The organism is Streptomyces sp. NPDC007264, from assembly GCF_042869095.1.
Classification (GTDB): domain Bacteria; phylum Actinomycetota; class Actinomycetes; order Streptomycetales; family Streptomycetaceae; genus Streptomyces.
In genome coordinates, this window is the sequence record NZ_JBIAFD010000009.1 from 56,713 (window position 1) to 73,988 (window position 17,276).

The 17,276-nt window shown below is 71.7% G+C and carries 18 protein-coding genes; 11 read left to right on the top strand and 7 right to left on the bottom strand.

What is annotated here, in order from left to right; all coding sequences use genetic code 11:
- Positions 1 to 8 precede the first annotated feature (8 nt).
- Entirely contained in the window at positions 9 to 989 is a 981-nt protein-coding gene (locus ACFYMU_RS17295; protein WP_388373616.1) for an ATP-binding cassette domain-containing protein, read from the top strand.
- A complete protein-coding gene (locus tag ACFYMU_RS17300; RefSeq protein WP_388373618.1) occupies positions 986 to 1,771 on the top strand; it encodes an ABC transporter permease in 786 nt (261 codons plus the stop codon). Before ACFYMU_RS17295 ends, ACFYMU_RS17300 begins: the two co-directional genes overlap by 4 nt.
- A 37-nt stretch (positions 1,772 to 1,808) precedes the next feature.
- On the opposite strand, the gene ACFYMU_RS17305 is transcribed toward ACFYMU_RS17300, so the two are convergent.
- The 6 genes from ACFYMU_RS17305 to ACFYMU_RS17330 all read right to left on the bottom strand — a co-directional run bounded on the left by ACFYMU_RS17305 (position 1,809) and on the right by ACFYMU_RS17330 (position 8,987).
- Positions 1,809 to 4,745: an RNA repair domain-containing protein gene (locus ACFYMU_RS17305; RefSeq protein WP_388373620.1), complete on the bottom strand. Its 2,937-nt coding sequence runs from the start codon at positions 4,743 to 4,745 to the stop codon at positions 1,809 to 1,811.
- A 3-nt stretch (positions 4,746 to 4,748) separates the two neighbouring features.
- Positions 4,749 to 6,410, bottom strand: coding sequence for an RNA ligase family protein (locus tag ACFYMU_RS17310; RefSeq protein WP_388373622.1), 1,662 nt, complete (start codon positions 6,408 to 6,410; stop codon positions 4,749 to 4,751).
- Between the two features lie 169 nt (positions 6,411 to 6,579).
- On the bottom strand, positions 6,580 to 6,996 hold the full coding sequence (locus ACFYMU_RS17315) for a PIN domain-containing protein (protein ID WP_388373624.1): 417 nt from the start codon (positions 6,994 to 6,996) through the stop codon (positions 6,580 to 6,582).
- A gap of 2 nt (positions 6,997 to 6,998) precedes the next feature.
- Positions 6,999 to 7,247, bottom strand: a complete 249-nt coding sequence (locus ACFYMU_RS17320; protein ID WP_381081470.1) for a type II toxin-antitoxin system VapB family antitoxin — start codon at positions 7,245 to 7,247, stop codon at positions 6,999 to 7,001.
- 23 nt (positions 7,248 to 7,270) lie between these two features.
- Positions 7,271 to 8,299 (bottom strand): helix-turn-helix domain-containing protein, encoded by a 1,029-nt coding sequence (locus ACFYMU_RS17325; protein ID WP_388373627.1) that lies wholly within the window; start codon positions 8,297 to 8,299, stop codon positions 7,271 to 7,273.
- A 202-nt stretch (positions 8,300 to 8,501) separates the two neighbouring features.
- Positions 8,502 to 8,987 carry an ATP-binding protein gene (locus tag ACFYMU_RS17330; RefSeq protein WP_388373628.1) on the bottom strand — a complete coding sequence of 162 codons (486 nt, stop codon included), beginning with the start codon at positions 8,985 to 8,987 and terminating at the stop codon, positions 8,502 to 8,504.
- Positions 8,988 to 9,141: 154 nt separating this feature from the next.
- On the opposite strand from ACFYMU_RS17330, the gene ACFYMU_RS17335 reads away from it, so the two are divergent.
- The 3 genes from ACFYMU_RS17335 to gdhA all read left to right on the top strand — a co-directional run bounded on the left by ACFYMU_RS17335 (position 9,142) and on the right by gdhA (position 12,042).
- Positions 9,142 to 10,020: a helix-turn-helix domain-containing protein gene (locus ACFYMU_RS17335; protein ID WP_388373630.1), complete on the top strand. Its 879-nt coding sequence runs from the start codon at positions 9,142 to 9,144 to the stop codon at positions 10,018 to 10,020.
- The gene (locus ACFYMU_RS17340) at positions 10,017 to 10,226 is read left to right on the top strand and encodes a DUF397 domain-containing protein (RefSeq protein ID WP_388373632.1); all 210 of its coding nucleotides are present in this window, start codon (positions 10,017 to 10,019) and stop codon (positions 10,224 to 10,226) included. Before ACFYMU_RS17335 ends, ACFYMU_RS17340 begins: the two co-directional genes overlap by 4 nt.
- A gap of 466 nt (positions 10,227 to 10,692) precedes the next feature.
- On the top strand, positions 10,693 to 12,042 hold the full coding sequence (gene gdhA / locus ACFYMU_RS17345; protein WP_388374041.1) for an NADP-specific glutamate dehydrogenase: 1,350 nt from the start codon (positions 10,693 to 10,695) through the stop codon (positions 12,040 to 12,042).
- 81 nt (positions 12,043 to 12,123) lie between these two features.
- On the opposite strand, the gene ACFYMU_RS17350 is transcribed toward gdhA, so the two are convergent.
- Positions 12,124 to 13,530 (bottom strand): hypothetical protein, encoded by a 1,407-nt coding sequence (locus ACFYMU_RS17350; protein ID WP_388373634.1) that lies wholly within the window; start codon positions 13,528 to 13,530, stop codon positions 12,124 to 12,126.
- Between the two features lie 497 nt (positions 13,531 to 14,027).
- Here ACFYMU_RS17350 and rpsJ point away from each other — a divergent pair, with 497 nt between their 5' ends.
- From rpsJ to rpsS, 6 genes are read left to right on the top strand one after another with little or no spacing between them, the layout of a single operon-like run.
- The gene (gene rpsJ / locus ACFYMU_RS17355; RefSeq protein WP_003948644.1) at positions 14,028 to 14,336 is read left to right on the top strand and encodes a 30S ribosomal protein S10; all 309 of its coding nucleotides are present in this window, start codon (positions 14,028 to 14,030) and stop codon (positions 14,334 to 14,336) included.
- 18 nt (positions 14,337 to 14,354) lie between these two features.
- Entirely contained in the window at positions 14,355 to 14,999 is a 645-nt protein-coding gene (gene rplC / locus ACFYMU_RS17360) for a 50S ribosomal protein L3 (protein WP_388373636.1), read from the top strand.
- Positions 15,000 to 15,007: 8 nt separating this feature from the next.
- The gene (gene rplD, locus ACFYMU_RS17365; protein ID WP_388373638.1) at positions 15,008 to 15,661 is read left to right on the top strand and encodes a 50S ribosomal protein L4; all 654 of its coding nucleotides are present in this window, start codon (positions 15,008 to 15,010) and stop codon (positions 15,659 to 15,661) included.
- Positions 15,661 to 16,080, top strand: a complete 420-nt coding sequence (gene rplW, locus ACFYMU_RS17370; protein ID WP_388373640.1) for a 50S ribosomal protein L23 — start codon at positions 15,661 to 15,663, stop codon at positions 16,078 to 16,080. Before rplD ends, rplW begins: the two co-directional genes overlap by 1 nt.
- Positions 16,081 to 16,120: 40 nt before the next feature.
- The gene (rplB, locus tag ACFYMU_RS17375) at positions 16,121 to 16,957 is read left to right on the top strand and encodes a 50S ribosomal protein L2 (protein WP_388373641.1); all 837 of its coding nucleotides are present in this window, start codon (positions 16,121 to 16,123) and stop codon (positions 16,955 to 16,957) included.
- Between the two features lie 12 nt (positions 16,958 to 16,969).
- Positions 16,970 to 17,251: a 30S ribosomal protein S19 gene (gene rpsS / locus ACFYMU_RS17380; RefSeq protein WP_086726223.1), complete on the top strand. Its 282-nt coding sequence runs from the start codon at positions 16,970 to 16,972 to the stop codon at positions 17,249 to 17,251.
- Positions 17,252 to 17,276: the final 25 nt, after the last annotated feature.

Below are 17,276 nucleotides of genomic sequence, written 5' to 3' on the forward strand. Positions count from 1 at the left end.
CACCTCTCATGACCAACTGGGCCATCGCGGCGAACGGGCTGCGCAAGTCCTTCGGCGACAAGACCGTCCTCGACGGCATCGACGTGGCCGTTGCGGAGGGAACGATCTTCTCCCTGCTCGGCCCGAACGGCGCCGGCAAGACCACCGCCGTCAACATCTTCTCCACCCTCGTCTCCCCCGACCCCGCCTCCGGCCGGATCCTCGTCGGCGGCCACGACCTCGCCACCGACCCGCAGGCGGCCCGCGCCGTGATCGGTGTCACCGGTCAGTTCTCCGCCGTCGACGGCCTGATCACCGGGGAGGAGAACATGCTTCTCATGGCGGACCTGCACCACCTCCCCAAGCGCGAGGGCAGGCAGACCACCGCCGAACTGCTCGAGCGCTTCGACCTCACCGAGGCTGCGAAGAAGCCCGCCTCCACCTACTCCGGCGGAATGAGGCGCCGCCTCGACATCGCCATGACCCTGGTCGGCAACCCACGGATCATCTTCCTGGACGAGCCGACCACCGGCCTCGACCCGCGCTCCCGCCACACCATGTGGCAGATCATCCGTGAACTCGTCACCGACGGCGTCACCGTCTTCCTCACCACCCAGTACCTGGAAGAGGCCGACGAACTCGCCGACCGCATCGCCGTGCTCGACGACGGCAGGATCGCCGCCGAGGGCACCGCCGAGGAGCTGAAGCGGATCGTCCCCGGCGGACACGTCCGCCTCCGCTTCGCCGACCCGTCCGCGTACCGGGGCGCCGTCTCCGCACTGCGCGAAGTGACCCGGGACGACGAGGCGCTCGCGCTGCGGATCCCCAGCGACGGCAGCCAGCGCGACCTGCGCGCCGTCCTCGACCGGCTCGACGCGGCCGGCGTCGAGGCCGACGAGCTGACCGTGCACACCCCCGACCTCGACGACGTCTTCTTCGCCCTGACCGGCGGCGCCGACGTCCCCCGCCAGCCGAACCAGCCGAACCAGCCGAAGGAGGCTGCCCGATGAGCTCCCTGAGCCTCGCCGTACGCGACTCGGCCACCATGCTGCGCCGCAACCTCCTGCACGCCCGGCGCTACCCGTCCCTCACCCTGAACCTGCTGCTCACCCCGATCATGCTGTTGCTGCTCTTCGTCTACATCTTCGGCGGCACCATGAGCGCGGGCATCGGCGGCGGCAACCGCTCCGCCTACATCGCCTACATCGTTCCGGGCCTGCTGCTGATGACCATCGGTTCCACGACGATCGGCACCGCGGTGTCCGTCTCGAACGACATGACCGAGGGCATCATCGCCCGCTTCCGCACGATGGCGATCCACCGTGGTTCGGTGCTCTTCGGACACGTCGTCGGCAGCGTGCTGCAGGCGATCACCAGCGTGGTCCTCGTCGGCGCCGTCGGCGTGGCCATCGGCTTCCGCACCACCGACGCCACCCCCCTGGAATGGCTCGCGGCCGTCGGACTTCTCGCGCTGGTCGCCCTGGCGTTCACATGGATCGCGGTCGGGATGGGCATGAGCAGCCCCAACGCCGAAGCCGCCAGCAACAACGCGATGCCGCTGATCCTCCTGCCCCTCGTCTCCAGCGCCTTCGTCCCGGTCGACGCGATGCCGGGCTGGTTCCAGCCGATCGCCGAGTACCAGCCGTTCACCCCCGCCATCGAGACGTTGCGCGGCCTGCTCCTCGGCACCGAGATCGGCGCCAACTGGTGGATCACCATCGTCTGGTGCCTCGGTCTCGCCGTCCTCGGCCACAGCTGGTCGAAGGCGCAGTTCGACCGCGACTCCAAGTGACCGCCATGACGGCGTGGGCCGTCTCGGAGCCCGGCGCTCACCGCAGGGTCGGCACCTCGCCCCCCTCGGCCCTCGTGAGCGTGACCCCGGTCAGGCCGTGCAGTCGGCGTGCCGCGACCGCCGCGAGGTGGTCGGCGGGCGGTGGGGTGGGGCCCAGGCCGATGGCGTAGCGGGTGGGGGCGGTGGAGAAGGGGCGGGGCCAGGCGTGGCAGTCCGGGGCCGCCTCCGAGAGATCGGTGACGAGGGCCCGCATCCTGCCCCGCGCCCGTCCCTCGTCCGCACCCGGGGCCACGGTCACGACCGCCCAGGCCGCGTGGCGGCGGTGCAGCGGGGGAGGGACGAGCAGCTCGGCCCACGGGTACGGGTCCGCGGTCGCGTCCAGTACCTCCCAGGCGCGGAACAGCTCCTGGGTGATCAGGTCGCGCATGCCCGCCGTGACCTGGTCCGTGCAGGGCCGCACCGGGGCGGACGGGGTCATGACGGTGAGGGGGAGGGGCCGGGGCGCCGCTTCGCCCGCGGGAGCCACCGGGTGGCGCCAGTCCCAGGCCGCCCACGTCGCGAAGAAGTGCCGCAGCAGATCGTCCGGGGGCAGATCGCCGGCCTCGTGCGCGGTGCGGCCCGCCAGGACGCACCAGGCCAGGTCCGGCAGGCCCCCGAACGGCGCCGAGTCCAGACCCCGGGCCTTCGCCCAGCCCTTGACCTGCCTGGCCAGCCGGGCGAAGGCCGACCCGTGTGCGCCCGCCGAGGCGAGCACCGCGTCGGCGTCGCTCACGGCGCTGAGCCCGATCGCCGCCGCCTCGCCCAGCTCGGTGCGGAGGTGCACCGCCTCGGCGGGGTCCATCGAGCCGGTGGCGACGACGACCAGGTCCACGTCCAGCCCGTCGAGCCGCAACCGCAGGCCGGGTACGCGTGCCCCGACCACCTCGCGCACGTCCGTGGCCTCCCGCAGCGCGGTGCTCAACCGGGCTCGTACGGTGGCGGGTCCGACCGTGCCGGGCAGTACCGCCACCAGGTCCAGATCGGCGCCGGGCAGCGCGCAGCCCATGCGCCGGGAGCCGACGACGTGCACGACACCCTCGCCGAGCGTGTCCTCGATACGGCGGGTGACCCGCTCGGCCACGGCGGTGTCCGCGGCCATGGAGGTGCCGGCGGCCGTGGCGGTGTCCGCGGGGGCGACGGTGCCGGCGGCCGTGGCGGCCTCGGGTCCGGGCCGGGCCCCGTCCGATGTGGCCTCGGGTCCGGGCCGGGCCCCGTCCGATGTGGCCTCGGGTCCGGGCCGGGCCCCGTCCGATGCGGGCTCCTCCGTCCAGCGGACCTCTCCCGTTCCCAGCGCCACCGTCCCCCGTACCCGCATCGGCTCGTCCCCGCGCCGCGACAGCAGCGCCAGCTCGCCGACCCTGACCGGCATCGGTGCGAGCCGGTCCGCGCAGGCGGCGGCCAGGGCGTTCGGGTCGGTGGTGCGGCCCAGGCTCAGGTGGGGGGTGAAGCCCGCTCGGCGGCCCCGGCAGGTGGGGAAGCGGCGCACGAGTGCCTGGTGCAGTTCGGCCCACGGCTCCTCGCCCCCGGCCGCGGGGTCGAGCCACACGGTGGCGTCGTCGCGGTGGCCGAACCAGTGCACGCCCTCCAGCCGGGCGTCGAAGGGAGCCGTGGGGGTGGTCGCGAGCACCGCCGCCGCCTGCTCGAAGGCGTGTTCCGGTACGAATCCGAAGAGCAGGTTCACATGCGGAGGCCAGCGGTGGATCTGCGGGTCGTGCTCCCGGCGGATGTCCTGCAGCGGCGGCCACAGCTCCCGGGGCGGGATCCACGCCAGCGCCGTGCGGGGCGTAGGCCGTGCGTCGAGACGGCCGAGGGCATCCGCCTCCGGCGCGTCCGATGTCATCTCGACCCGCACGGCGTAGTGATCGGAGATGTACAGCCCCTCCGCCGTGGGCACGTCGCCGTACAGCTCGGCCCGGCGCACCCGCAGTCCCGCCCCGCGCAGCAGCACCCGGTCCAGCCGGGACGCCCGGCCGGTCAGGGACGAGACCGCGGCCAACGGGTTGGTGCCGGGGTCGAAGGTCGGGGTCGTGTCGTCGCCGTGCGCCTCGCTCCACGCGTCCCGCATCCCCAGTGCCGTCTGCGGTGTGTCACCGCCGTCGTTGAAGTCGCCCATCAGGACCAGGTCGGCATCCAGGCCCGCCAACCCCTCGGCGATCCGGGTCAGTTCGGCATCGCGTCGGCCCGCACCGTCGTCGGTGTGGTCGCTGCTCAGATGCGTCGCCATGACGACGAGGGGACGCGTGCCCGCCTCCACGACGAGGGCGCTCACCGCCTTGTGCGGGCCCAGTTCGTGGAACGCGGCCTCGCGGACGGGCAACCGGCTCAGGAGCAGCAGTCCGCATTCCTCCGTGTCCGGCCCCTGCGGGTCCGTCCCCAGCGTCCAGCTCTCCCGCACCCACGGCTCGCGCAGCAGCAGGTCGGCGAGGTCCGCCTCGACCTCCTGCAAGGCGATCACGTCCGCATCGGCGTCGCGCAGGGCCCGCAGCAGCGCGGGTCTGCGCCGGGCGCTGTCGATGCGGTCGGCGTCGTAGCGGTCCCAGAGGGTGTTCCAGGTCAGCACCCGCACACCCCCGAAGCCCCCCGCCGGGCCGGACGCGCCCCCGTTCGGCGAGCGGGTGGGCGCCCATTCCCCGCCGTCCCACGCGTACGGCGTACGGGCCGTGAAGAACGGTGCCCGCAGCAGCCGGGCCTCCCGTACCCGCCCCGCCTCCGTCGCGTCGATCCGGTCGACACCCGTGGTCCTGTCCCACACCGTCTCGCCGTCGGCCTCGAAGAACAGCACCCGGTGCCACGGGATCTCGCCTCCGGGCACGAACGCGGGCAGCGGAACGCGTTTGGGCGCGGCCCCGCGCTGGAGGATGCCCAGCACGAAGCGGGCCGGGTCGAAGCGCGCGTCCCAGCGCACCCGGTGGTAGATCTCCTCGCTCGTACGCACCGGTCAGACCTCTTCCTCGACGGTTCCGCCCGCCCCGATGTACCAGGTGCGATGAGCGTCGCCGGGATACGGCGGGCGGAAGCGGCGCAGCTGGGCGGTGAGCACCTCGGGCGGCACCGGGTGCTCGCGGCGGGCGTTGCGCCGTATCAATTCTTCCTCGTCGACCAGGACCACGGCGTGTGTGATCAGGGCGTCGTGGCGGTGGGCCACCGCATGCACGAGGGAGCGCTGCTGCCGGGTGAGGGACGTGGCGTCCCACACCACGCTCCCCCCGAGGGCCAGCGCCCTGCCCAGCCGGTCGAGCCCCTCGCGCAGGACCTCCTGGTTGGCCCGCTGGTCGGCGCGCTCACCGCGCGCCGCGCGCAGCTCGTCCAGGGAGACGTACGCGTCCACGCCGGGGAGCGCCCGCGCGAAGGTGCTCTTGCCGCTGCCGGCCGGACCGACTGTCTGGACCAGCTTCGGGAAGGCGCCCGACCGCCGGCGCCAGGTCGCGGCGACGGCCTCCGCCACGCCGGCGATCCGCCCCTCGGCGTACGCCCCGCGCGCCTCGGCCCGGCACCGGACGGCGACGTCGGCCGGCAGATCGGCGAACGCCTCCCGCAGCGCGCCCTCGTCCATGGCCGTGACGTCCTCGGCGTGCAGCGCCGACCACTCCACCTGCTCATGTGCCTCGTCCGTCTCCGCGGTGGCCCGGGCGACAGCGTGCAACAGCCCCAGGTCGGCGGCGCAGGACATCCGCACCAGACCGGGCCGCCGCTCCTCGTCCGGATACGGCCGGTGCAGTGCCGGGTGCAGCCCCACGAGATCGGCGACCCGGCGCGCGAGCGGCATGCCCGCCACCCCGGCGAGGCGCGCCGCGAGCCGCGCCCGCCCGACCCGGTGCAGCAGCGCGGCCAGTACGCCGGCGAGCCGGTCGTCCCCCGTCCGCTCCACCGGATCGAACCGGAGGGCGGCCCGCGGGTCCCCCTCGCCGGGCAGCCCCACGGCCTCCTCCAGCGCCGCCGCCTCGACGGCCGCCCCGGAACGCACCGCCCACAGGGCGGCCCCCGGTCCGAGCCCGTTCTCGACGACGGCCGCGTGCATCCAGTGCGTGTCCGTGCGTACATGCCCGGCCCGCACCCACTTGGCCACGCGCTGCCCGAACTCCTCCCCGCCGAACCCGTCCACGACCCGGACGACGTAGCCCTCCTGCCGCGCGGGATCCTGCCGCAGGGCGCGCAGCACCCGCTCGTCGAACAGACCCCGCCACAGCACCCGCGGTACGGGAACGCCGAGCCCCCGCAGGAAGGCCACCGTCGGATCCCAGGCCAGGCAGCGGCCGCCCTCGTCCCACACCGAGAACCCGTAGAACCAGCTCTCCAGGGCGTCGTACGCGATCGAGTGGCGGGCGTACATGTTCTCCCCGCACACCCGCCAGCCCTCGGGTATGGCATGGCCGATGCGCGCCTGGAGCGCCTTCACCCAGGTCCGTGAGGGGTGGTGGGCGGAGTCGAGCGACCGGGCGTGCAGGCCGTCCGCGTACAGCGTGGTGTTCTCGCCGTCGAGCTTCTCGGTGACGACGACCTCGCGGCCACGCAGCCCCGACAGGTCGGTGACCCTCAGGTCATCGGCGGTCGCGCCGGGGGACCAGGGCAGATGCCGGGTCCGTGGATAGTGCGTACGCATGATGAACGTTCCCCCGTGACAGCCGACGTACCCGATCAGCGTAGGAGCGGGCGGCGGCGGGGGGCGAGCGGATTACGTGCGGTGCGGGTGGCGGCGGGCCGCGACCGGACGCTCGGCGGAGCGGGAGAGTTCGCAGCCGCGTCCTGCGTCCTGCCGGTCGGCCTCGCGGTCAGTCCGCGGTTGCGAAGACGTTGCGCTCCACCACGTCGGTGAGAACGCGGGCGGCGGCTCGGAAGTCGTGGTCGTCGTGCAGGACGACGAGCCCGTGATGAGCGGCCGTGGCACAGACCAGCCAGTCGACCGTGGAGAGGCTCTGATGCTGCCCCCGCTGGGCCAGCCGGTACTGGGCTCCCTCGATCCAGCGCCAGGTCCCCTTGGGGACCGGAACATCCGGGTACAGATCGGCGAACATGCCGGTCATGTGGTCGTACTCGTCGAGGTTCCGCGCCGACTGGAGGAACTCGGTCCGCTGCGCGGCACACGACCCGATGGCCCCTTCGTCGATCTCGTGGGCCCAGAGATCATTGAGCTTACGGTCGCGCTGGAGCCGCCAGACGGCGGTCGAGTCGGCGAGATAGCGGATCACGGTCAGGCGACGCCCTTCTCTGCCCGGTCCCCGTCAGCGGATCCCTTCTCCGCCGCGTGGCGGCGCCAGAATCCGTCTTCGTCCCAATGCTGGGCGCGCTCCAGATGGCGCAACCGTGCCTCTGTGCGCCGCCGACGCTCGGCGTACTCACGCAACGCCAGGTTGACCATCTCCTTCTTGGTCTTCGCGCCGGACAGCCTCATTGCGTCGGCAAGAGCCTCGTCGTCGATGTCGATCTGAGTGGCGGACATGGTGTACCTCCACGAGATGTGCTTCATACAAAGCTATCCAATCTTCCATACATCGGCGATCCTGTCCGAGGACCCCGTGCCCCAGGACCCCGCCACTGTCGACGCGGCCCAGCTCCCGGGGTGCGCGGGCCCTGATCGGCTGCCTCCGGGAGGCAGTCGCGGCAGTGGCCGGGCTCGGGTGAGCGGAAGGCGCGGTCGCAGCCGTCGCAGGTCTGGCGGGGGTGCCGGGCGGGCGGCGGTTCGGCCGGTGTGCGGAACGGGGGCGGAGGCGGCAGCTGGGTGGTGAGCCGATGGGCGAGGAGGGCGGCGGGACGGCGCGGGCCTTCGGGAGGCAGGCCGGTGGTGAGGACACCGCGTACGGCGGCGGGTGGCACGTCGCGTTCGAGCCAGGCGACGACGCCTGGGGCCAGGTGGGCCGTGTCGCAGGCGCTGAGCAGCAGGTGGGGGTCCTGGCGGTGCAGGGTGGCGAGGAGGTCCGTGGCCGTCCGGAGGAGGGTGGGGGAGAGGAGCGCCGGCCGGGGGACCGGGGGGAGCGGGTGCTTCTTGCAGGGCGCGCGGGGCTTCCTGCTCGGCGGGTGCTCCTCCTGGGCCGTCTTCGCCTCGGCGGGGGCGGGGGCGGGGGCGGAGGCGGGGGCGTGGTGGCGTGTCGGCTTCGGCTGGTTGCAGCTGATCGTGCGGGTGACGATCCGGCCGGTGGAGGTGCGTTCGCGTACGCGGCGCAGGTAGCCGTGGGCCTCCAGTTCGCGCAGCCCGGTGGCGATCCGGCTGCGTCCCTCCGGGAAGCGCTCGGCGAGCGTCCTGATGTCCACGGGCGCGTTGCTCGGCAGGGACTGGATGTGCACGGCCAGCGCGATGGCGACCAGTGACAGCTCCGGGTGCTGGGCCAGGTGGTTGCCGATCACCGTGAAGCGGGAGGTGTGGCGGGTGTTGTCGTGGGTGACGCCGTAGGTGCCCCGGCGGGCACGCGTGCGTGGATTCGCCCGGGAGTGGGGTTCTTGCACGGCAACGGCTGACTGGGCGTGCGGGGGCACGCTAGGGTTCTCGGTACCCATCGGGAAGCTCTTTCTTCCTCGGTGGCCAGGCCCTCGATCGGGATCGCTAGTCCCGGCCGGGGGCCGATGCATTTTTGCGGTTGTTTGCGCTGAGAGTAGGGGACTTGAGGGCCGCGAAATCCAGCCGAGCCGTGGATGTTCACCCGCCCGAGTGAGCGTGGGCCTCGGGCGGGAGGGGTGGGCTTGGCGGGTTCTTTCTCCCTCACGTTCCTTGGGAGAAGGAGCCGTCGGGACCGGGGCCCGTGGGGGCGGGTTCCGGCGGTGCGCAGCGCAGTTCCGCCCACACCGTCTTGCGCGGGAAGCGGTCCTCCCGCACGCCCCAGCGGTCCGCCAGCGCGTCCACGAGGAGCAGGCCGCGGCCGGACTCGGCGCCGGGGGCGGGCTGTTGGAGCCGGGGGAGACGTTCGCGCCGGGTGTCGGTGACCTCGATACGGAGCGTGCCGTCGACCATGTAGAGGGTGAGGCGGAAGTCCCGGCCCGGGACACGGCCGTGGGTGACGGCGTTGGCCGCCAGTTCGGCCACGATGTGGCGCGCGGCGTCCGGCGGGATTCCCCAGCTGCGGAACTGTGCGTCCGCGAGGAGGCGGGCGAGGCGGGCACCGCGGGGTGTGGACGACAGCAGCACGCTGAAGTGGGGGAAGTGGGACGCCGGTTCGGCGGTCCTGGGCTCGGCGATTTCCTGATTCACGTCACTCAGCGTGGCCGTTCCTGCCTACCGTGAAGGGTGACCGAGTGGATGCGTACGGTGACTGTCCGGCGTTTGTCCGGTGCTGTCCGGGCTGTCGGGGCGGTTGGTACGGGCAGGGCGCAGCGGTACGGCGCGGGACGACGGAGGGGCGCGCATGTCGGTGGACGGTGAGGCGGTACGGGTCCGGGACGAGGCGGACGAGCCGGGGTGGGAGGTGGATCCCGACGACGAGTGGGGCGTGGCGGTCATCGCCACTGTGGGGCGGCAGTTGAAGCTGCGGCGGGAGGCGGTGGGGATGCGGGCCGCCGAGTTCGGTGCGGCGGTCGGGTATGGGGAGGACCTGGTCTACAAGGTCGAGGGCGGTAAGCGGATTCCTCGGCAGGAGTACCTGGACAGGGCCGACAAGGTGTTGGGGGCGGGCGGGCTCATCGCGGCCACCTGGGAGGACGTGAAGAGGGTCCGGTATCCGAAGAGGGTTCGGGACCTCGCGAGGCTGGAGGCACAGGCGGTCGAGCTCGGGGTGTACGTGTGCAACAGCATCAGCGGGTTGTTGCAGACGCCGGACCACGCCCGTGCGCTCTTTCAAGCCGCGCAGCCGCCCTACTCGCAGGACGATGTTGAGCGCATGGTGGCCGCTCGCATGGCCCGGCGGTCGATCTTCGAACGGGACCCGGTCCCCTCCATCAGCTTCGTGCTCGAAGAGGCGACGCTGCGGCGGGAGGTCGGAGGCACAATGGTGTGGCGACAGCAGCTCGAACGTCTGCTGGAGGTGGGGCGGTTGCACTACGTCACACTTCAGGTGATGCCGACGAAGACCGACGCTCACCCCGGGGTGGACGGCAGGATCGAGATGCTGAAATTCGCGGATGGGACGGCCGTGGGTCGCTCCGATGGTGCCCACAACGGCCGACCGACCTCCGACCCGAAGCAACTGCGCATCCTTGAGCTGCGGTATGGCACCATCCGGGCGCAGGCTCTCACGCCCCGGGAGTCGCTGGCCTTCGTCGAGCAACTACTGCTGGGAGAGACATGATGCGCAAGGCATCCGCCGGGGACACCTCCGAACTGGCGTGGTTCAAGAGCAGCCACAGCGACGGCACCGACGGCGAGTCCTGCGTCGAACTCGCCGTCACCTCCGGCACCGTCCACGTCCGCGACTCCAAGAACGCCGAAGGCCCCCGACTCGCCCTCACGCCCGGCGCCTGGGCGCACTTCGTGACGTACGCGTCGCGGAGCTGACCTTTCGGCCGCTCCCGTCGCGCCCGGGTTCAGCCGGTCTTCGGCCGCGCTCGGACCATGGACAAGTCGGGGCCGGACCTTCGCGACGGCGCCGAAGTCGTCGTCCACCTGGACCAGGGGCAGGCGGTGGTGTGCGGCGACCAGGGCGCGTCGACCCGCCGTGCGGCAGCCGCCGGACGGCAGACGTGTCGGTGAGACGGGTCACGCTCCGGGGCGGGTGATGCCGACTGCCCGCGAGGAGGGCGGGTCTCGGATGCTGGACACCCCGACCCCGCTGGTCTCGGGTTTTTACCAATGGATGACAATTGGGTGCCGGTCGCTCCGGGGGACGCTCCGAGGGCGGCCTGGTTCCGCGCGCGGCGACGGCGCCGAGCGCTCGCCCGCCGTTGCCGGTTCCCGTGCCGGTCGCGGCCGTGCCGGAAGGGCTCCCGTGACGAACCGGCCCGATGCCCGCATCTCACCGACGCTGCTGTCCTCGTCGGCTTCGCTCGACATCCTGCGGACCGAGATCGAGCACCGCAATCCGGCCCAGCCGGAGTTCCACCAGGCCGTGCGGGAGGTGCTGGAGACGCTCGCGCCCGTGTTCGCGTCCCGGCCGGAGTACGCGGAGCCGGGGCTGCTGGAGCGGCTGTGCGAGCCGGAGCGGCAGATCATCTTCCGGGTGCCGTGGCAGGACGACCAGGGGCAGGTGCACGTCAGCCGTGGCTTCCGGGTCGAGTTCAACAGCGCGCTGGGGCCGTACAAGGGCGGTCTGCGCTTTCACCCCTCGGTGAACCTGGGCGTCATCAAGTTCCTCGGCTTCGAGCAGGTGTTCAAGAACGCGCTGACCGGGCTCGGCATCGGCGGCGGCAAGGGCGGCAGCGACTTCGACCCCCATGGGCGTTCCGACGCGGAGGTCATGCGGTTCTGCCAGTCGTTCATGACGGAGCTGCAGCGGCACCTCGGCGAGCACACGGACGTTCCGGCCGGTGACATCGGGGTCGGGGGCCGGGAGATCGGTTACCTGTTCGGGCAGTACCGGCGGATCACCAACCGCTGGGAGGCCGGCGTCCTGACCGGCAAGGGGGCCGGGCGGGGCGGCTCGGCGATCAGGCCGGAGGCGACCGGGTACGGGAACGTGCTGTTCACGGAGGCGATGCTGCGCGTGCGCGGTGAGGAGCTGGCGGGGCAGGCGGCCGTCGTGTCCGGGGCCGGGAACGTCGCCATCTACACCATCGAGAAGCTGCACAGCCTCGGTGCGAACCCGCTGACCTGCTCGGACTCCAGCGGCTACGTCGTCGACACCAAGGGCATCGACCTCGACCTGCTCAAGCAGGTCAAGGAGGTCGAGCGCGGCCGGGTCAGCACCTACGCCGAGCGCCGGGGTGCCTCCGCGCGGTTCGTGCCCGGCGGGCGGGTCTGGGAGGTCCCGGCCGACATCGCGCTGCCCTCGGCCACACAGAACGAGCTGGACGACAAGGACGCGGCCGTCCTGATCCGCAACGGGGTGAAGGCCGTGTCCGAGGGCGCCAACATGCCGACGACGCCCAAGGCCGTGCGGCTCTTCCAGGAGGCCGGGGTGGCGTTCGGGCCCGGCAAGGCGGCGAACGCGGGCGGGGTCGCGGTCAGCGCCCTGGAGATGGCGCAGAACGCCGCTCGGATGAGGTGGGCGCCGGCCCGGGTCGAGGAGGAGCTGGCGGGGATCATGACCGACATCCACCGCACCTGCCACGAGACCGCCGACCGCTACGGCGCCCCCGGCGACTACGTGACCGGCGCGAACATCGCCGGCTTCGAACGGGTCGCCGACGCGATGCTGGCCCAGGGCGTCATCTGACGTTCACACCCTGCGCCTGGGCGCACTTCGTGTCGTACGCCTCCTGCGCCGCTACGCGCCGAGCGGCGGGCCGTCGTCGGGCTATGCGGTCACCCGTGGGTCCGTGCTCGTGAGGCGCTGCCAGACCGGATGGCCCGCCGACGAAGCCCAGCGGTGGGCCAGGGCGAGGCCCAGTGCGCCCGCCAGGGCCAGTGCCGGGAGCGGGAGGTAGCCGGTGAGGTGGGATGCCGTGCCCGTCAGGACGGGGAGCGCCGTCGCGGCGGCGGCCGTGTAGAGGGCGACGATCAGGAGGCGGCCGGCCGGGGTCGTACGGCAGACGCCGGACCAGTCGCGGGCCGCCGTCGACCGGTCCGTGGCGGACAGGCCGCTGTCATGGCGCGGGGTGAGGAGGCCGACCTCCTGGCGTGAGGCCGTGAAGTGGAAGATCCGGCCGTCGGGGGCCACGAAGACGCCCGGTACGGCCTTGTCGCCGTCGGTCATCCGCCAGCGGCGGGCGAACAGCAGCCGTCCGCCAGCCCTGCCGAACTCCGCCGCAAGGGCCGGGATGTCGGACTTCGGCACCCGCAGATCCAGATGGCGCCGCCGCCCCGTCTTGGCCCGCAGGGAGCACGTGACCTCGACCTTGGTGGTGCCCGCGCGGGAGCCGACGGTCGTGTGCTCCTTGCGCATCGCCGTCAGGGCGGTCACCTCCACCACGTACACGCGGCCCTCCGCCGCGTCCTCGGCCAGCAGCCGCCGGGGACCGCGCCCGGTGAGCTGGAAGCCCACCGCGGCTGCCAGGGCCATGCCGGTCACGGGCACGGCCAGGAGGTACGGCCCCAGGAAGGACGGGGGCCGCGGGGTGTGGACGTACGCCGTGACGTCGGTGCTCTCGTCCACCCAGCCGCCCAGCTCCGCGTGTCCGGGGGCGTACAGGACCGACACCTCGCGACCTTCGAACGGCGGCCTGGCGACGATGCCGCGGTCCACGGACAGGGCGGTGCCGTCGGGCAGCTCCGCGGTGAAGGACGCGTACCAGTAGGCGCCGTTGAACCGTCCGCCCGAGACGCCCACGTCGGTTTTCTCCTCCGCCGTGATGCCGGTGACCTCGGCCGTCGCCACCCGTGCGCCCGCCTCCCGGAGCGCCGCGATCGTCCTGGCCTGCGGGCCGTCCGGCTGCCAGGCCAGGATCTGGGCGGCGACCAGCGCGCAGACGGCCAGGGCCAGCGCCAGCCGGCCGCCCAGCGGGGCCAGGGGCGTGCGGGGGAGCACGCCCGGGACGGGGAAGGCGTCCCCGTCGGGCTTCGCCAGAGGCGGGCCGATCACGGGTGCCCTGAAGGTCGCCGCCACCCAGCCCAGGCCGCAGACCAGGGCGAACGCGAGGGCGGCGAGCAGGTCACGGCGAGGCGTGGGGGCGCCGTAGCGGAGGAGGGGCAGCAGGGCGGCCAGCGCCGCGGAGACCAGGGCTGCGGCGCCCCAGCGGCGGGTCCAGACAGTGGATCTTCGCATGGGGCGATACAAGCGCTTGGACGACGGCGTGAACAGGGCCCCGGGGCCTCACCTCGACGGCCCCCGCGCCGTGCCCCGACTCCCGGTTTGACGCGTGCCCCGCCGCGGGTATCCTCTCCGGCCCGATTGGCCAGCCCCCCGTCCGCTGTGGCAGACTAGCAGGGTTGCTCGGTCGAGCGTTGATGCTGCGCGCCTCCCGCCGGGAGGACCGGAAGCGAGTCCCACAGTACTCGTCGCCCTAACTGCCTCACGGCAGCGCTGGGGCGGACGTACGGGAATCTTCCGGGAAGTGTGGGCGCGGCGCCGGCCAGGCACCCGGTGGGCTCTCGCCCTCGGTCTCACGGTTCCGGAAGGGCCCGTGTTCCCCCGGCAGGGATGTTCGATCAAGGGACATCTGTGTCAGCGGGAGCGCGACACGCCCGACCGCGTGGGTCGGAGAAGGCGGACGGGAACACCGGGTTCCAGAGCGTGAGCAGAGACAGGACTACGAAGTAGCCATGGCGGGACAGAAGATCCGCATCCGGCTCAAGGCCTACGACCACGAGGTCATCGACTCCTCGGCGAAGAAGATCGTCGAGACGGTGACCCGTACCGGTGCGTCGGTCGCGGGCCCGGTGCCGCTGCCCACTGAGAAGAACGTGTACTGCGTCATCAAGTCGCCGCACAAGTACAAGGACTCGCGCGAGCACTTCGAGATGCGCACGCACAAGCGCCTGATCGACATCCTCGACCCGACCCCCAAGACCGTCGACTCTCTGATGCGACTCGACCTGCCGGCCGGTGTCGACATCGAGATCAAGCTCTGAGGCCGGTGATCTGAAGAGATGGCTAAGCAGATCAAGGGCATCCTGGGCGAGAAGCTCGGCATGACGCAGGTCTGGGACGAGAACAACCGTGTCGTCCCCGTGACCGTCGTCAAGGCCAGCGCGAACGTCGTGACCCAGGTTCGTACGAACGACGCCGACGGCTACGAGTCGGTCCAGATCGCCTTCGGCGAGATCGACCCGCGCAAGGTGAACAAGCCCCTCAAGGGCCACTTCGCCAAGGCCGACGTCACCCCGCGCCGTCACCTCGTCGAGATCCGCACGTCGGACGCCTCCGAGTACACCCTCGGCCAGGAGATCACCGCCGAGGTGTTCGAGGCCGGGCAGAAGGTCGACGTCACCGGCAAGAGCAAGGGCAAGGGCTTCGCCGGTGTCATGAAGCGTCACAACTTCAAGGGCCTCGGCGCCGGTCACGGCACCCAGCGCAAGCACCGCTCCCCCGGCTCCATCGGTGGCTGCGCCACCCCGGGCCGCGTGTTCAAGGGCGTCCGCATGGCGGGTCGCATGGGCAACGAGCGGGTCACCACCCAGAACCTGACCGTCCACGCCGTTGACGCGGAGAAGGGTCTGCTGCTCATCAAGGGCGCGGTTCCCGGTCCGAACGGCGGCCTCGTCCTGGTCCGCACCGCGGCCAAGGGGGCCTGAGGTAACCGATGAGCACTGTTGACATCCTTTCGCCGGCGGGCGAGAAGGCCGGTACCGTCGAGCTCCCCGCGGAGATCTTCGACGTTGAGAAGGTCAGCATCCCGCTGATCCACCAGGTCGTCGTCGCGCAGCTGGCCGCTGCCCGCCAGGGCACGCACAAGACGAAGACGCGGGGCGAGGTCCGTGGTGGCGGCAAGAAGCCGTACCGCCAGAAGGGCACCGGTCGCGCCCGCCAGGGCTCGACCCGCGCGCCGCAGTTCGCCGGTGGTGGCGTCGTGCACGGTCCCGTGCCGCGCGACTACTCGCAGCGGACCCCGAAGAAGATGAAGGCCGCGGCCCTGCGCCACGCCCTCACCGACCGGGCCCGCAACAACCGCATCCACGTCGTCTCCGACGTGGTCGAGTCGGACATCTCCACCAAGGCCGCCAAGGCTCTCCTCGGCAAGATCAGCGAGCGCAAGAACGTGCTGCTGGTCGTCGAGCGCGAGAACGAGAAGGCCCTGCTGTCCGCTCGCAACCTGCCCCAGGTCCACATCCTGGAGCCGGGCCAGCTGAACACGTACGACGTGATCGTCTCGGACGACGTGGTCTTCACCCAGGCCGCTCTCGAGTCCTTCGTCGCCGGCCCGAAGGCCAACGACACCGAAGGGAGTGACGCCTGATGGCCACGCGTCACCCGAGCATCGCCTCGAAGGCCGCCAAGGCCGCCAAGGCCGCGCGCGTCGCCAAGGCGAGGCGCCACGCCGCCGAGGGCAAGAACACCGTCGTCACCCCGCCGAGCAAGGCGTACACGGACCCCCGTGACGTCCTGCTGAAGCCGGTGGTGTCCGAGAAGAGCTACGCGCTCATCGACGAGAACAAGTACACGTTCATCGTCGACCCGCGTGCCAACAAGACCCAGATCAAGGAGGCCGTGCAGTCGGTCTTCTCGGTCAAGGTCACCGGGGTCAACACGATCAACCGCCAGGGCAAGCGCAAGCGGACCCGCACGGGCTTCGGCCAGCGCGCCGCCACCAAGCGCGCGATCGTGACCCTCGCCGAGGGCGACCGTATCGACATCTTCGGCGGTCCGACCTCCTGACGGAGGTCCGGATCGTCCGATATCGGACGAGGACTGAGAAATGGGTATCCGCAAGTACAAGCCGACGACTCCTGGCCGTCGTGGCGCCAGCGTCGCCGACTTCGTCGAGGTCACGCGGTCCACGCCGGAGAAGTCGCTGGTCCGCCCCCTGCACAGCAAGGGTGGCCGTAACAACTCGGGCCGAGTGACCGTCCGCCACCAGGGTGGTGGCCACAAGCGCGCCTACCGCGTGATCGACTTCCGTCGTCACGACAAGGACGGCGTGCCGGCGAAGGTCGCGCACATCGAGTACGACCCCAACCGCACCGCGCGCATCGCGCTGCTGCACTACGCGGACGGCGAGAAGCGCTACATCCTCGCGCCGCGTGGCCTCAGCCAGGGCGCCCGCGTGGAGAACGGTCCCGGGGCCGACATCAAGCCGGGCAACAACCTGGCCCTGCGCAACATCCCGGTCGGTACCACGCTGCACGCCATCGAGCTGCGTCCGGGCGGCGGTGCCAAGTTCGCCCGCTCCGCCGGCGCGTCGGTGCAGCTGCTCGCGAAGGAGGGCTCGATGGCCCACCTGCGCATGCCGTCCGGTGAGATCCGTCTGGTCGACGTGCGCTGCCGCGCCACCGTCGGCGAGGTCGGCAACGCCGAGCAGAGCAACATCAACTGGGGCAAGGCCGGCCGCAAGCGCTGGCTGGGCGTCCGCCCCACCGTGCGTGGTGTGGTCATGAACCCTGTCGACCACCCGCACGGTGGTGGTGAGGGCCGTACCTCCGGTGGCCGCCACCCGGTGTCCCCGTGGGGTCAGAAGGAAGGCCGTACTCGTTCTCCCAAGAAGGCGAGCAACAAGTACATCGTCCGCCGCCGCAAGACGAACAAGAAGCGCTAAGGACGGGTTGAGATGCCTCGTAGCTTGAAGAAGGGACCCTTCGTCGACGACCACCTGATGAAGAAGGTGGACGTACAGAACGAAGCCGGTACCAAGAACGTCATCAAGACCTGGTCCCGCCGCTCGATGATCGTCCCGGCCATGCTCGGCCACACGATCGCGGTGCACAACGGCAAGACCCACATCCCGGTGTTTGTCACCGAGTCGATGGTCGGCCACAAGCTCGGCGAGTTCTCGCCGACGCGCACCTTCCGGGGTCACGTCAAGGAAGACCGGAAGTCGAAGCGCCGCTAGTCAGCGGGGTGAATGACCATGACAG

Excerpts from the sequence above, each read along its gene's own strand:
- rpsJ (WP_003948644.1), top strand. The coding sequence starts at position 14,028 with ATGGCGGGACAGAAGATCCGCATCCGGCTCAAGGCCTACGACCACGAG.
- ACFYMU_RS17295 (WP_388373616.1), top strand. The coding sequence starts at position 9 with ATGACCAACTGGGCCATCGCGGCGAACGGGCTGCGCAAGTCCTTCGGC.
- ACFYMU_RS17310 (WP_388373622.1), bottom strand. The coding sequence starts at position 6,410 with ATGCGTACGCACTATCCACGGACCCGGCATCTGCCCTGGTCCCCCGGC.
- rpsS (WP_086726223.1), top strand. The coding sequence starts at position 16,970 with ATGCCTCGTAGCTTGAAGAAGGGACCCTTCGTCGACGACCACCTGATG.
- rplC (WP_388373636.1), top strand. The coding sequence starts at position 14,355 with ATGGCTAAGCAGATCAAGGGCATCCTGGGCGAGAAGCTCGGCATGACG.
- rplW (WP_388373640.1), top strand. The coding sequence starts at position 15,661 with ATGGCCACGCGTCACCCGAGCATCGCCTCGAAGGCCGCCAAGGCCGCC.
- ACFYMU_RS17340 (WP_388373632.1), top strand. The coding sequence starts at position 10,017 with ATGATGCGCAAGGCATCCGCCGGGGACACCTCCGAACTGGCGTGGTTC.
- ACFYMU_RS17325 (WP_388373627.1), bottom strand. The coding sequence starts at position 8,299 with ATGGGTACCGAGAACCCTAGCGTGCCCCCGCACGCCCAGTCAGCCGTT.
- ACFYMU_RS17320 (WP_381081470.1), bottom strand. The coding sequence starts at position 7,247 with ATGTCCGCCACTCAGATCGACATCGACGACGAGGCTCTTGCCGACGCA.
- rplB (WP_388373641.1), top strand. The coding sequence starts at position 16,121 with ATGGGTATCCGCAAGTACAAGCCGACGACTCCTGGCCGTCGTGGCGCC.
- ACFYMU_RS17300 (WP_388373618.1), top strand. The coding sequence starts at position 986 with ATGAGCTCCCTGAGCCTCGCCGTACGCGACTCGGCCACCATGCTGCGC.
- ACFYMU_RS17350 (WP_388373634.1), bottom strand. The coding sequence starts at position 13,530 with ATGCGAAGATCCACTGTCTGGACCCGCCGCTGGGGCGCCGCAGCCCTG.
- ACFYMU_RS17335 (WP_388373630.1), top strand. The coding sequence starts at position 9,142 with ATGTCGGTGGACGGTGAGGCGGTACGGGTCCGGGACGAGGCGGACGAG.
- rplD (WP_388373638.1), top strand. The coding sequence starts at position 15,008 with ATGAGCACTGTTGACATCCTTTCGCCGGCGGGCGAGAAGGCCGGTACC.